This is a genomic window from Streptomyces ficellus, assembly GCF_030406405.1.
Lineage (GTDB): Bacteria > Actinomycetota > Actinomycetes > Streptomycetales > Streptomycetaceae > Streptomyces > Streptomyces ficellus_B.
Genome location: NZ_JAUEPL010000002.1, coordinates 1 through 13500 on the forward strand (window position 1 = coordinate 1; position 13500 = coordinate 13500).

9 protein-coding genes are annotated in these 13500 nt (G+C 72.1%); all 9 read left to right on the forward strand.

The genetic code is table 11. The features are described from left to right. Positions 1-819 (forward strand): Pvc16 family protein (locus QWM81_RS01505; protein WP_290109542.1); only part of this gene is annotated, 819 nt, incomplete at its 5' end. 62 nt (positions 820-881) lie between these two features. After that, positions 882-2942 (forward strand): ATP-binding protein, encoded by a 2061-nt coding sequence (locus tag QWM81_RS01510; protein ID WP_290109543.1) that lies wholly within the window; start codon positions 882-884, stop codon positions 2940-2942. Next, positions 2939-3289: a hypothetical protein gene (locus QWM81_RS01515; protein ID WP_290109544.1), complete on the forward strand. Its 351-nt coding sequence runs from the start codon at positions 2939-2941 to the stop codon at positions 3287-3289. Before QWM81_RS01510 ends, QWM81_RS01515 begins: the two co-directional genes overlap by 4 nt. Beyond that, the gene (locus QWM81_RS01520) at positions 3286-10089 is read left to right on the forward strand and encodes an eCIS core domain-containing protein (protein WP_290109545.1); all 6804 of its coding nucleotides are present in this window, start codon (positions 3286-3288) and stop codon (positions 10087-10089) included. Before QWM81_RS01515 ends, QWM81_RS01520 begins: the two co-directional genes overlap by 4 nt. Continuing rightward, a complete protein-coding gene (locus QWM81_RS01525; RefSeq protein ID WP_290109546.1) occupies positions 10086-10670 on the forward strand; it encodes a HEAT repeat domain-containing protein in 585 nt (194 codons plus the stop codon). Before QWM81_RS01520 ends, QWM81_RS01525 begins: the two co-directional genes overlap by 4 nt. Further along, entirely contained in the window at positions 10667-11350 is a 684-nt protein-coding gene (locus QWM81_RS01530; RefSeq protein WP_290109547.1) for a hypothetical protein, read from the forward strand. Before QWM81_RS01525 ends, QWM81_RS01530 begins: the two co-directional genes overlap by 4 nt. A gap of 7 nt (positions 11351-11357) precedes the next feature. Further along, on the forward strand, positions 11358-11732 hold the full coding sequence (locus QWM81_RS01535) for a LysM peptidoglycan-binding domain-containing protein (RefSeq protein ID WP_290109548.1): 375 nt from the start codon (positions 11358-11360) through the stop codon (positions 11730-11732). Next, positions 11725-12864, forward strand: coding sequence for a hypothetical protein (locus tag QWM81_RS01540; RefSeq protein ID WP_290109549.1), 1140 nt, complete (start codon positions 11725-11727; stop codon positions 12862-12864). Before QWM81_RS01535 ends, QWM81_RS01540 begins: the two co-directional genes overlap by 8 nt. A 39-nt stretch (positions 12865-12903) precedes the next feature. Beyond that, a complete protein-coding gene (locus QWM81_RS01545) occupies positions 12904-13443 on the forward strand; it encodes a phage baseplate assembly protein V (protein ID WP_290109550.1) in 540 nt (179 codons plus the stop codon). Positions 13444-13500: the final 57 nt, after the last annotated feature.

Consider the following 13500-nt stretch of genomic DNA (forward strand, 5'->3'; position numbering starts at 1 on the left):
ACCGACCCCAACCTGCAGAACGTGCCGGTGCGCACCGACGAGGGCCGCGCCATCCGCCATGGCTTCGTCGTCGGCGAGGGCTTCGAATCCCTCATGACCGCCGACTACAGCCAGATCGAGCTGCGGGAGCCCACCGAGCCGACCATCAACGTCTTCCTCTACCAGGTCACGCCCAACGCCTCGATGCGCCACCACGACCTGCCCACGCGTGCCTCGGACGGCACGCTGGTCAAGCGCGCGGCCGCGCCGCTGGACCTGCACTACCTGATCAGCGCGTACGGGGAGGAGGCCGAGCTCGTCGGCCAGCGGCTGATCGGGTGCGTGGTGCGCACACTGCACGAGTTCCCGGTGCTGCCGAGTGAGTTGATCGCCCTCGCGGCGGAGCGCCCGTATCTGGCGGGCAGCGATCTGGCGCAGTCGCCGCAGAGGGTGCGGTTCACGCCGACGGTGATGGACATCGACGAGACGTCCAAGCTGTGGGGGATGCTGCACCAGACTCCGTACGCGCTGTCGGTGGCGTACCAGGCGTCGCTGGTCCTGATCGAGGGCCGCGAGAGGCCGGTCCCGGCGAAGCCGGTCGAACGGCACTCGGTACGGGCGCTGCCGTTCGGCGCGCCGGGCGCTCCGGTGCCTCCGTCGCCGGGGGCGGAGCGGGTGGAAGAGGCCGCGTCGGCCGATGCGGCGCCGGCGGGGAGCGTGCCGGCGGAGAAGGCGCCGGCGGAGAAGGCGCCGGCGGGGAAGGCCGCGCCTGCGAGGAAGCGGGCCGCGAAGCGCTCCGCTCCCGCCCGTTCCCGCAAGGCCACGGAGACGGAGAGCTGAGGGACGGTGCGGGACACGGGGGCGGGTGACGACATGGGCACGTACGAGCGGCCGACGCGGCGATGAACGCGGACGGCCGGGCACTGACCGCGGCCATCGGCTCGGTCCTCGCCCGCGTGGACGCGCACGCGGCACGGGCGGGGCGGGGCGCTGCCCCCGGCCGTGACGGGCGGCCCACCGCTGCGGACGCCACGGCGACCGGGGACGGCGCCACGCCCGCGTCCACGTCCACGTCCACGTCCGGGCCGTCCACGCTCGCGTCCGCGTCCTCGCCCGCGTCCACGTCCGCGTCCGCGTCGCAGGGTGGTGGCGGGGCCGGCCCGGCGGCCCTGGACGCTCTCGTCGGCTGCTTCGGGCTCACGCCCTTCGAACGCGACGTCGTCCTGCTGGCCGCCGCGGCGGAACTGGACCCCACCGCCGCGAGCCGCTGCGCCGCCGCGTGCGGCGATCCCGACCGGGCCCACCCCACCTTCTCGCTCGCCCTCGCCGCGCTCGCCGACCCGCACTGGAGCGCGCTGACGCCCGTCGCCCCGCTGCGCCGCTGGCGGTTGGTCGAACTGGACGACGAGACCCGGCTGACCACCTCCCGCCTGCGGCTCGACGAGCGGATCCTGCACTTCCTGGTGGGCACGCCGTATCTGGACGCCCGGCTGCACGGGCTGCTGCGCCGTACGGCCGTGCCCGCGTCGCTGCCCCCCTCCTACGACGTGGCCGCGGGCCGCGTGGCCGCTGGCTGGACGGGCGGCGCCGGGCAGCACGCCCCGCTCCGTGTCGAGCTGGTGGGCGGTGACCCGCGCTCGCGCGCCGACATCGCCGCCGCGGCCGCGCGCCGCTCCGGGCTGGGTCTGTACGCGATGGCCGCCGACGACATCCCCACCGACCCCGCCGCACGCGACCGGCTGGCCCGGCTCTGGCAGCGGGAGGCGATTCTGCTGCCGGCCGCGCTGCTGGTGGAGGTCGGCGACCTGGAGCGCGACCAGGTCGTCGCCACGGACGCCTTCATCGAGAGCGCCGCGGTCCCCCTCGTCGTATCGAGTGCGGATCCGCGGCAGACGGCACGGGCGACGCGCGGCGAGCGGGTCACCGTTCCGGTTCTGGACACCGAGGAGCAGCTCAGTGTGTGGGCGGACGCCTTCGCCGGCGTACCGGAGGTGTCCGAGGACGACCTCAAGGAGCTGGTGGCGCAGTTCTCGCTGCCGCCGCACCTGATCCGTTCGGCGGGCGCGGCCGCCGCACGGGGCCTGCCGGGTGACGACGGACTGGACGCCGCGGGGTCGGCCTGGCGGGCCGGGCTGGCCGAGGCCCGGATGGGCATGGACGAGCTGGGCCGGCGGATCGAGCCGCAGGCGGGGTGGGGGGATCTGGTGCTGCCCGAGCGGCAGGTGAAGGTTTTGCGCGAGGTCGTCGCGCATGTGCGGCAGCGTTCCACCGTGTACCAGGAGTGGGGCTTCGCGGCCACACTGCGCCGTGGGCTCGGCGTCACCGCGCTCTTCGCGGGCGGGTCCGGCACGGGCAAGACCCTCGCCGCCGAGGTGATGGCGAGGGAACTGGGGCTGGATCTGTTCATCATCGACCTGTCCCAGGTGGTCAGCAAGTACATCGGCGAGACCGAGAAGAACCTGCGGAAGGTCTTCGACGCCGCCGAACGCGGCGGCGCGCTGCTGCTGTTCGACGAGGCGGACGCGCTGTTCGGCAAGCGCAGCGAGGTCAAGGACAGCCATGACCGGTACGCGAACCTGGAGGTCAGCTATCTGCTGATGCGGATGGAGGCGTACCGGGGCCTGGCGATCCTGACCACCAACATGAAGCAGGCGCTGGACACGGCGTTCCTGCGCCGGATCCGCTTCGTCGTCGACTTCCCCTTCCCCGGCGAGAGCGAGCGCGCCGAGATCTGGCGGCGGGTGCTGCCCGCGCGGGCGCCGATGAAGGGCATCGATCCGGCGCTGCTGGCCCGGCTGACCGTGGCGGGCGGCTCCATCCGCAATATCGCGCTGTCGGGCGCCTTCCTCGCCGCGGAGGAGGGCGACCGTCTCCAGATGCGCCACATGCTGGCGGCCGCCCGCACCGAATACCTGAAGCTGGACCGCTCCTTGACACCCTCGGAGGTCCACGGATGGGTGTGAACGAGGCACCTCGTACCCCACGGGCGGAGCGCGCGGAACGCGCGGAACGCGCGGAACGCGCGGAGCACGCCGTGCGCGCCGTGCGCGCCGTACGGGTCGACATCGGTGAGCTGGTGCTCGACGGCTTCGGGCCGCTGGACCCCGACCGGGTGTCGGCCGCCTTCCAGACGGAGTTGGCCCGGCTCGTACGGGAGCGTGGCGTACCGCTGGCCGCGGACGGTGGCCGTGCGCTGGACGCCCTGTCCGGGCTGCCGCCGCTGCCCGCGACCACCTCGCCGGGGCGGCTCGGCGAGGCGCTGGCACGCGCCGTGCACGCCGGGCTTTCGGGGCGGGGTGAGCCGCGATGAGCACGTCCCGCGCACAGGACGCCCGTACTGCGGCGCAGGGGGAACGGCGCCGCAAGCGCAAGGAGCGGTCCGCGTCCGCGTCGCGTACGCCGGAGCCCAGGGACATCGTCAGCGGGGCCGGTCAGCCGCTGGACCTCAGCGTGCGGCGGGAGCTGGAGGAGCGGCTCGGGCACGACTTCAGCCGGGTACGGCTGCACACCGACCGGGACGCGGGCGCGCTCACGGACATGCTGGGCGCGGACGCGGTCGCCGTCGGCCAGGACATCTTCTTCCGTGCGGGGGCGTACCGTCCGGGGACCGTGGACGGGCAGCGGCTGCTGGCGCACGAGTTGCTGCACACGGTGCAGAACCCGGAGGGTCTCGGCGCGCTCCGCGCGGGACGGGACCTGGGCGCGGTGAGCCTGCCGCAGGAGTCGGTGGAACGCGAGGCGGAGTCGGCGGCGCGAAACCTCGTACGGGAGGCCGGCACCTCCCCCGAGGTGGGGCCGGGCCACGTGACGCCCGGCTGGCTGCGGTACGCGACCGTGGACGCCGACCGGCGGCGCCTGGAGGAGATGGACCCGGCGAGCCTGCTCGACCGGCTGGCGAACGGCGTGGTGCGGTCCCTGCGCGGCGACCCGCAGGACCGCTCCAAGCGGGTACGCACCCAACTCGCGCGGCTCTCCGAGGAGATGCAGGACGCCGTGCTGGACCGGCTGGGGGTCCGGCTGCTCAGCTCGGAGCACGAGCACCTGATCGAGCTGGTGGAGGAGACCGAGGAGGCGGACCTTCAGGAGCAGGACACCTCGGAGACTCCCGGTGCGCTGCCGGACGCCGTCGAGCGGCTGGAGGACGACCGGGAGCGGGCATCGCGCCGGCAGGAGGCGCCCCGGGACGGTGAGAACGCCCGTGTTCGGGAGGAGGAACGTGTTCGGGGGGAAGAACGTGTTCGGGGGGAAGAACGTGTTCGGGGGGAAGAACGTGTTCGGGGGGAAGAACGTGTTCGGGGGGAGGAACGTGTTCGGGGGGAGGAACGTGTTCCCGAGGAGGCCCGTGGTCCGGAGGGGGAGCGGGGTTCCTCGTCGGGCGGCCGTGATCCGCGGGCGGGGCGGCCCGGTGCGCGGCGGCCCGGGTCGCAGCGGCCCGGCGGCGGTGGAGCCCCCGCCGCGTCGGGTTCACGGGGGCGTTCCGCCGAGACGCCCGTACGCGGCGGCGGCAGCCGGGCCGGGGCCGGTACGGGGACGGCGGCGAACGCGGCCGGGGGCGGTTCGGCGTCCCGGAGCGGGCAGGAGAAGGGCGGCCGGGAGCAGATCGGCGGGAAGGACACCGAGGGCAAGGAGCCCGGTGAGGCTCCGGCCCCCGGCACGGAGGAGTCGGCCGCGAAGAACCGGCCCGGCGCCGCCGAGCCGCTGGTCGCCGGGGAGCGGCCGGCCAAGGAGGACGAGCGCGAGGACGGCGGCGGGAAGCGCGCCGGGGTCGAACCGGGACCGCTGCTGAAGACCGCCGATCCCGGCGCCCGGAGCACCCTGGAGGGCAAGCGCCGCCAGGACGAGCAGGCGGCGGACGAGGACCCGTTCAGCCTTGAGACGGGCGTGGAGGGTGAGCTCGGGGCCCCCGGCGAGGAGGAGGGAGAGCGGGAGGAGAGCGCCTGGGACACCGAGCTCAAGCCCGAGGACTTCGTACCCGAAGCCGACCCCGACGTCTCCGGCGTACCGACCGTGGACCGGCTGAGCCAGGGTTCCGGCGCGGCTCAGCAGATGCCCTCCTTCCCGCAGCCGCCCCCCACCAAGGCCGAACAGGTCCAGGCGAGGCGCGAGGAGGAGGACGCGCGGGAGGCCCGGTCGGACGACGAGGAGGCACCGGCGCCCGCTCCCGGCGCCGACGGGGCGGCCGACTCGTCGGGCGCCGCCACCGGGGCCGGGAACTTGGGCGCACCGGCTCTGCGGGCGGCGCCGCCGGTCGCGGGACGTGCCACGGCGCCGGAGGCCACCGGCCTGGGGGAGAGCGGAGAGAAGGGGCCGAAGCCGGGAACCGGCGGGGAGGACCGGGAGCAGGCCGAGGGGGAAGCGTCCCAGCGGCAGGCGGAGGCGGCAGCCGTGCCGGGGCCGGACGCTGAGCCGACGACGCCCGCCGCCGAGCGGCAGCAGACGGAGCGGGCAGCGGCGTCCAGCGGGAGTTCCTCGCCGCAGGAGCAATCCCCGGCGGCCGGCTCGACGGGCTCCACGGGGTCGCAGAGCGCGGGCTCATCAGGTGCGGCGCCAACTGCCTCGGCCACGACCGGCGTTGCGGCGTCCCCCTCCGCGGACCGCTCCGAGGGCTCGCCCGGCGGTGGCGCCGGGTCTGCCGGCTCTGCCGGGCCGGGCGGACCTGGCGGGAGCGTGGAGCGGCACACCGACTCCTCCCCCGCGCGCGACAGCCATGTCTCGGGGGCGGGCGGCACGGGCCAGGGCAGCACCGCGGCCGATGCGCCGGTTCCCGCTCCCTCCACCGCCGATTCCGCACCGGCTCCCTCGCCGGCCCGTGCCCCGGCGCCGGCCCCTTCGCGGCCGGCCGGCCCGGCTCCCCGTACCAAGGGCGGCGGCGGTGGCACGCGCCGCGCCTCGGGAGGCGGTGGCGGTGGTGGCCGCGCACGCGCCGCCGCGGCGGCGAAGCCCAAGCAGGACCCCGCTCCGCCCAACCTGTCGAGGGTGTCGCCGGAAGCCGGGCTGAGCAGCGCCGCGAAACTGAAGCCGCACCGGGCCCTTGAGGCGCTGGGCGGGGTGAACGGCGCGGTGGACCGGACGGTCGGTGACGAGCACCGGGCGCTGCGGAGCGCGCCGCCCACCATGGAACGGCCCGTGGGCGCCCCCCAGACACTGCACGGCGCGCCCACGACCTCCGCGCCGGGGCAGTACTCCGCCGACCCGGCCGCCACGGTCGACGCTCCCGAGAAGGAGAAGGCGGAGGTCGAGGGCGAGCAGACCCCGGAGGGTGAGATCCCGGGGATGGACATCGAGGAACCCAGCACGCTGCAAGGGCTGCTGGCCGGCGGAGCCCAGCTCATCGCCGGGGCGGTGAACGGGCTCGGGAAACTGGTCGGCGCGGATGAGGACATCATCGACTCCGACGCGCTGGTCCGGTGGATCCTGGACCTGCCGACCGAGGACGAGATGCTCGCCAAGGCGTCGGTGGGCACGGCGCCGGGTGTGGGGCTGGAGGGCGAGACCGGTGGCCGCGCCGCCGAGCAGGGCACCGAGGTCGACAGCAAGGGCAACGAGCTGCACGCGGCCGGACGTGACGACGCGGCGCGTCCGCTCGGTGAGGACCAGGTCTACCCCGATGTCCCCAAGGAGACCCTGGCCTCGAAGGTGCCGGGAGCGCAGGGCGGCCAGGGCGCGGGCGGCGGCGCGGGAGGTGCGGGAGGTGCGGCCGCGGGCCGGATTCCGCCGGAGGCCGTGTCCGAGGTGGCGGAGCACGAGCGCGGCCCGCAGCTCCAGGCCGCGTACGGCGACGGTCAGAAGACCATGTCCGACAAGCGCCAGGTCAAGGACCGGGACACCAGGGAGTCCCAGGAACGCCACAAGCAGCAGGTCCGCAGCGAGATCGACGCCAACACCAGGGCGCAGGCGTCGGAGCGCGAGAAGACCAGGGCCGAGGTGGCCCGGCAGCGGGAGCAGTGGCGTACCGAGCAGGACAGGGAGCTGAAGAGCCTCGGTACGAAGAAGACCGAGAAGGTCGGCAAGATCCGCCAGGAAGTCCAGGAGAAGGAGAAGAAGACCGACCAGGAGGTCGAGGACCGCCGTAAGAACGACGAAGAGAGCATCGGGAAGCAGAACAAGGACGCGCGGGACAACGCCGTCAGGGAGCGCCAGACGGCCAAGGAGAGCTCAGGGAGCTGGCTGTCCAAGGCGTTCGACTGGATCCGCGAGAAGCTCATCCAGCTCAAGAACGCCATCGTGGGGTTCTTCCGGCGTGCCCGCCAAGCGGTAGTCCAGCTGATCACCGACTTCAAGGGCACGGTGGTCCGCTGGATCGAGGAGGCCCGCCAGTTCATCATCGACAAGTTCAAGGAGTTCACCGAGGCGCTGATCCAGCTGGCCAAGGACCTCCTCGACGCGATCCTCGACATCGCCAACCGCATCCGCAACCTCATCATCCGTCTCCGCGACGCGGCGATCGCGCTCGTCCAGCGGATCGCCGACGAGCTGAAGCGGATGATCACCGAGCTGCTCAACAGGATCGGCAGGATCCTCAGCGACATTCTCAACGCCCTCAAGGAGGGCCTGCGGCTGGCGGTCGCGGCCGTGATGAGCGCGGTGAAGGCCATCATGGACTTCGCGCTGGGGCTGCTGAACGCGCTGGGCGAGTGGGCGATGATCGCGGCCGACATCATCGTGGACCCGGGCGCCTGGCTCAGCGGCGCCAAGGCGTCGGCGGAGGACGGAGCGAAGAACCATCTGTTCCGCGAGGTCACCTCGGCGGTCAAGAACTGGTTCAACGAGAAGATCCAGGAAGTGCTGGGCCTGCCCAAGGAGATCTTCGACGCCCTGCTCAGAGGAGGGGTGAGCAGGGAGCAGATGGCGAAGGAGGCGTGGGACGCGGCGCTTCCCGAACTGCCGGTCATCATCGGCGAGGTCGTCGTCACGAAGATCATCGCCAAGCTGATCCCGGGCGCGGGGTGGGTGATGGCCGTGATCGACGCGCTGAAGGCCGCGTGGGGTGCGCTGAGCGAGATCCTGAAGGCGTTCGGCGCGTTCATGGACTATCTGAAGGCGGTCAAGGGCGGCAACGCGGGTGTGCTGTTCGCCAAGGCGGTGGCCTCCGGTGTGGTGGCGCTGCTGGAACTGGCGTACGAGGCGCTGCTCAGTGGCGTCGGCAAGTACGTGAAGAAGGTCGGCGACCGGCTGCGCGGGGTCGCGGCGAACCTCAAGAAGCCGGGGGCGGCGAAGGACTCCGACCGGCCGAAGACACCGACCGCGCCCAACGCCCCCAAGGACCCGACGCGTCCGAACCCCCCGGACAGGCCGCAGGCCACGCAGAAGCCCGACGGGCGTCCGGCCGACCGGCCGGGCAGGAAGGAGGCGGAGCAGGCCCGGCGGAAGACGGAGCAGGCGAAGGACGACCTGAAGAAACCGGCCCGCCGCACACGTCCTGTCCGCCCCCGCCCCACCCGCTCCCCCGCGCGCCCCGACACCCGGCGCCCCACACCACGCCCGACGCGGCCGGACACGCGCAGGCCCGACACGCGCGGGCCGGACCACGACCGTGACCGCGAGACGGGCCCCAGCCGGCGCACCGACGCCCAGGACCGGGACCGCACCCGCCCGCGCCGCGAGCAGGAGGGCACCAAGCCGGCCCCGCGCCGCCGCGAGCCCTCACCGGCCGAGCGGGCCACGAGCCGCGCCAGGCAGACGGTGAAGGCGGCCCTGACCCGCAACCGCCGCGCCCAGCGCCACCTGGACCGCGACAACGACCGCGACAACCGGCGCCGCCGCGAGCTGGACAACACCTCCCGCAGTCTGCGCGACGCGTACCGGCGCCGCCGCGATCTGCTGCGGGAGCAGCAGAAGAAGCGTCAGGAGCAGAAGAGGCGGCAGCGGGACCAGCGGCGGAAGAAGGAGAACTCCGAGGAATCGAAGCTGGAACGGCTGCGCCGGATCGTCGCCCGCACCACGCCGCGCATCAGGTCACGGCTGAAGCGGGGAATGTCCGTCGGCCCAATGAACGCCATGCTCTCGGTCATGCGTAGCTGGTACCGGCTGACGTCACTTGCCAAAGAGGGGGCCGGTGCGTCGAAAATCTGGGCCACGCTCAACCCCCGGCTCCCTTCCCCGCCGGAGAACGCCGAACCGATTCGGGAAGACGCCATCAATGTCTTCGCCCAGTACAGTGAACAGGCCCGGGAGCGCGTCGCCGAGCAGCAGGCATCGAATCCGTCCTGGCAGCAAGCGGGGCAGGACAATCGCGACATCACCCCGACGGGCAACTCGGGGGCGAGCGTCGCATCCCTCACCCAGCAGATGCTCGCCAATCCCCTGCCCGCCCCCGCTGTCGTCCCGCGCGGTCAGCCAAGGCCGCCGACGGTCAGCAACCTGACGCTGCCCCATGGCATTCAAGCGGTGCGGGAGAGAGGGTCCGTCGCCGATGCCTCCGGCATCATCTACCTTCCCGGTCTCCGCATGAGTGGCTACGACACCATGGGACGTCGCAGCGCCGCCTGGGGAACGGCGGAAGCGAACAGAGGGCTCTCACTTCTGGGAGATCTGTCCGATCTCAGTCCGGCGGACCTGGAGATACTTCAGGTGCTGCTCGTCCGGCAGACGGCAGAGTCCCACCGTTTTCTTCCCATGTACGGGATTCCCGCGGTGGAGTTGCAGAACATCAGTCAGGGCGTCCCGGGCTGGGATTTCCCGCGGATCTTCACACGTGGGCCGATGACCGGCATGCAGGCGGTGAGTACGGTTCCGGGGGCACGGAGCCATCTGAACAGGGCGCCACGACTCCGTGCCATGACGGCGGCAGACCTGAGAAGGGTCCGCGAGCGGATCTCCCGGATCCCGCCACGGACCATGGAAAGCCGGTGGAACCGGCGGATGGGCGCCGCACGGGGGATGACCCGCGAGGAGTTCGAAGCCGCCCAGGCGACACGGCTCGGCCTCGTGGAGCGCATGTACAACACGCTCTCGGCTTTCGCCGGCATCGACGATGTGTACGCGCTGACAGGAGACAAACCGGCAGTGATAAGGGAGCTCATCGAGCAACTGCACATCAGGCTCGGGGATGAGGAATTCCTGCTGAACGTCTACGCCGTAAACAACCGAAGGAATACGAGAAGTTCATGAGCCCCTTGCATGTCACTCGCCGTCTGGTGCTGGAGGACAAGCCTCTCGACGACGTCACACGGGTGTTCTCCGGTGCGGGATACCCCCTTGTTGTGGACATCGACGAGCCGGAGCGGCGCGGTTTCCACCGGCAACGAGCCTGGGAGGTCATCGAAGGCGTCAGGGTCTTTTACGTCGAGGACTCCCTGTCCCAATGCGCCTTCGTGTACACGGAGGGCTCCGACAAGGAAACGACCGAGGGGATGGAGCCGCTCCTGGAAACCCAGTTCCGTACGGTGAGCCTTGATCGCCTGCTTTCGGACCTGCCCGATCCCGCGACCGCCACGGAAAGGGACAACCAGAAGATCCTCCGGGCGGGGCTTGGCGCGCCGAATGCTTGCGATCCGGCCTTTCTCGGCACGTTCACGCGCCTGTTGAGAAGTCCCGAACCACAGGTTCGCCTCGCCACCGCCTGGGCTCTCTCCTATTCGGCATGGCCGGAGGCACTGCCCGTCGTCCGAGAAGCCATGGCGATGGAGACCGACACGGACGTGCTGTCCGTGCTGGGAGCACTTAGGGAAGGCCTGGTGGAGAAGCGATGACCCGCTACGCCGACATCCCCAAACCCATCCGCTCCGGCATCGTCATCGTCGACCCCGAGCGCGGCACGCCGCAGCGCATCATCGTGCTGCAGTTCAACCCCGACACCCTCGAACGCAGCCTCGCGCCCCAGGTGGCCGGGGGCGCGGGGGACGGGTCCGGGGGCGGGGGCGGTGGGGACCGGAATGAGGCGCTGCGTCTCAAGGGGCCCGCGCAGGAGACGTGGAAGTTCACCGCCGAGATCGACGCCACCGATCAGTTCGAGGTGTCCGCGCCCGACGGGATCCATCCGCAGCTGGCGGTTCTGGAAATGCTGGTGCAGCCGACCGCCGCGCAGTTGCGGGAGGCCACGCGGCTCAGCAAGAAGGGCACCATCGAGATCAGCCCGATCGAGATGCCGCTGACCCTGTTCACGTGGGGCAGCAAGCGCGTCATGCCCGTTCGGCTGACGGAGCTGTCGATCAACGAGTCCGCCTTCGACGTGAACCTCAATCCGATACGGGCGTCGCTCGGCATCGGCATGAAGGTGCTCACCGTCAGCGATCTGCCCGCCGGCCACCGCGGCGCCGAGCTGTACCTCGCGCATCTCGCGCAGAAGGAGCGCCTCGCCGGCGCCGCTCGCTCCGGCGGGCTGGGGGCGCTCGGGCTGACCGGGGCCGACATCGGAATGGGGAGGGTGTAGGAGAAGCATGACCCAGTCATACGAAAGCCCGCTGGACGCGATCCCGGGGGCGCACCCCTACCCCCGCTCCAGCCGGTACCACGACGCCGAGATCGGGGTGCACCGCGCCGCCGACGGCAGCGAGGTGCGTTACACCAAGCGCCGTCTGCTGCCGCCGCTGCCCGAGGAGCGGGACCGGGGCGAGGACACCGCGCCGCACACCGTGGGCAGCGGGGAGCGGCCGGACCAGCTGGCCCAGCGCTACTTCGGCGACCCCTCCCAGTGGTGGCGGATCGCGGACGCGAACCCGGTGCTCGATCCGTACGAGCTGACCGGCGAGCCCGGCCGGGAGATCGACGTCCCGCTGCCGGGTGGCGGGACGACCGGGGGCCTTCGTGGGTGACGAGTACGTCGGCGGCGGGCCCATCCATCTCACGCTCCAGATGGGCCCCAAACTCACCCGCCCCGTGCCGCAGGCGGTCAGCGAGGCGCTGCTGTCCGCCCAGATCACCAGCACGGCGGGCGAACGCAGCGGTTTTCAACTGGCGTTCGACCTCACCAAGAAGGGCGCGATCGTCGAGCGGCTGCTGCCGGAGGGGTTCTTCGACCCGCGTACCCGGGTCATCGTCTCGACGACCATCAAGGGCACGCCCACCGTCCTCCTCGACGGCCTGATCGTCCGCCAGGAGGTCGGGGCGAGCAATCAGCCCGGGCAGAGCACGCTGACCGTCACCGGCGAGGACCTGTCGGTCCTGATGGACCTGGAGGAGCGGACCGACCGCTTCCCCAACCTCTCCCCCGCCCAGCGCGTCAGCCGCATCCTCGCCAAGTACGTGGACTACGGCATCCAGCCGGAGGTCGTGCCCGAGCAGATCGCCCAGCCGCCCCGCCAGCAGTCGCGCGTGGAGTACCAGACGGCCACGGACCTCGCGTACGTCAATGAGCTGGCCCGCGCGAACGGTTACACGTTCTACCTGGAACCCGGTCCCGTACCGGGCCGGTCCCTCGCCTACTGGGGTCCCCAGCGCCGGCTGGGGCAGCGTCAGCACGCGCTGAACGTCAACATGGACGTCAACTCCACCGTCGACCAGCTCACCTTCGCGTACGACGGAGCCGCCCGCGAGGAACCGCAGGCCCGCTGGCAGAACCCGCTGTCACGGGAGTCGACCCTGCTCCCGCAGCCCGACATCAGCCCGCTGCGGCCCCCGCTGGGCCGCCGGGCGAGCCCCGCGCTCAAGCGCAAGCGCCTGCCGGGCACCGCGAAGATGGGGTTCGAGCGGGCGCGGGCCGAGGCGCTCGCCCGCGCCGCGACCTCCGCGGACGCCATCTCCGGCTCCGGGCAGCTCGACGTCAACCGCCACGGTTACGTGCTGCGGCCGCGCGAGCTGGTGGGGGTGCGCGGCGCCGGCATCACGTACGACGGCGACTACTACGTCACCTCCGTGACCCACAACCTCACGCCCGGCTCGTACCGGCAGAACTTCACCCTCTCGCGCGAGGGGCTGATCGCGCGCGGCACCACCGTCCGCCCGTAGCCCGACAGCGAAGACTCAGCGACAGCAGGAGCAGCCCGTATGGCGCCAGCATCGAACAACCGCTTCCTCGGCAAGTTCCGGGGCCGGGTCGCGGACAACGACGATCCGCTGCGGATCGGCCGGATCACCGCGTACGTCCCCGACGTACTCGGTGACGAGGTGTCCACCTGGGCGATGCCCTGCTTTCCGTTCACGGGCAAGCAGGCCGGCCAGTATGTGATCCCGTCCGAAGGGGCGGGCGTGTGGATCGAGTTCGAGCAGGGCGACCCGAGTTACCCCATCTGGACGGGCTGCTGGTTCGGCGACCGGAGTGAGCTGCCGGCCGACGCCCTGGCGGGCGCCGAGCGCGACGCCCGGCCCGTCGTCATCGAGACGCAGGGCCACCACAAGATCGTGCTCTCCGACGATCCCGAGTCCGGGATCCTCCTCCAGGCCCCGGGGAGGGACGGGACCGGCCCCTCCATCCGGATCAACAGGGACGGGGTCCACATCGACAACGGGCAGGGGGCCTCGGTCCTGGTGTCCGGCGACCGGGTCGACATCAACCAGGGGCGGCTGACCGTGCCCAAGAAGCGCTAGCGCGAAGCGACGCAGAGAGCAAGACGACAGCAAGACGAGAGCACGACGAGAAGAACC

What these genes read in the sequence shown, in the direction of transcription:
- QWM81_RS01510 (WP_290109543.1), top strand. Translation starts at nt 882, where the DNA reads ATGAACGCGGACGGCCGGGCACTGACCGCGGCCATCGGCTCGGTCCTC.
- QWM81_RS01520 (WP_290109545.1), top strand. Translation starts at nt 3,286, where the DNA reads ATGAGCACGTCCCGCGCACAGGACGCCCGTACTGCGGCGCAGGGGGAA.
- QWM81_RS01525 (WP_290109546.1), top strand. Translation starts at nt 10,086, where the DNA reads ATGAGCCCCTTGCATGTCACTCGCCGTCTGGTGCTGGAGGACAAGCCT.
- QWM81_RS01530 (WP_290109547.1), top strand. Translation starts at nt 10,667, where the DNA reads ATGACCCGCTACGCCGACATCCCCAAACCCATCCGCTCCGGCATCGTC.
- QWM81_RS01535 (WP_290109548.1), top strand. Translation starts at nt 11,358, where the DNA reads ATGACCCAGTCATACGAAAGCCCGCTGGACGCGATCCCGGGGGCGCAC.
- QWM81_RS01545 (WP_290109550.1), top strand. Translation starts at nt 12,904, where the DNA reads ATGGCGCCAGCATCGAACAACCGCTTCCTCGGCAAGTTCCGGGGCCGG.